Annotated in this window: 1 protein-coding gene; it reads right to left on the minus strand. The window is 69.8% G+C overall.

The window, feature by feature from the left end; genetic code table 11:
- Nucleotides 1–278, minus strand: a 278-nt coding sequence (locus ACX6XY_RS30225) for an ATP-binding cassette domain-containing protein (RefSeq protein ID WP_460337852.1), incomplete at both ends; no start/stop codon positions are given.

Consider the following 278-nt stretch of genomic DNA (forward strand, 5'->3'; position numbering starts at 1 on the left):
GCTCTCGCGCGCATTGAGGCCGGCGGCGGGCTCGTCGAGGCATAAGAGCGCGGGCTCGGTGCACATCGCGCGCGCGATCTCGAGCCGGCGTTGGTCGCCGTAGGCGAGGTTGCCGGCCGCATCGTCGGCGCGGTCGAGGAGGTTGACGCGCCGCAGCCATTCGGTGGCGAGCTCGATGGCGCGCGTTTCGGCGCTGCGATAGGTCGGCACGCCGATCAGGCCGAGGAAGGTGAAGCCCGAGGCGCGCATCAATGCGTTGTGCTGCGCCACCATCAAAT

Source organism: Streptomyces sp. O3 (assembly GCF_054788135.1).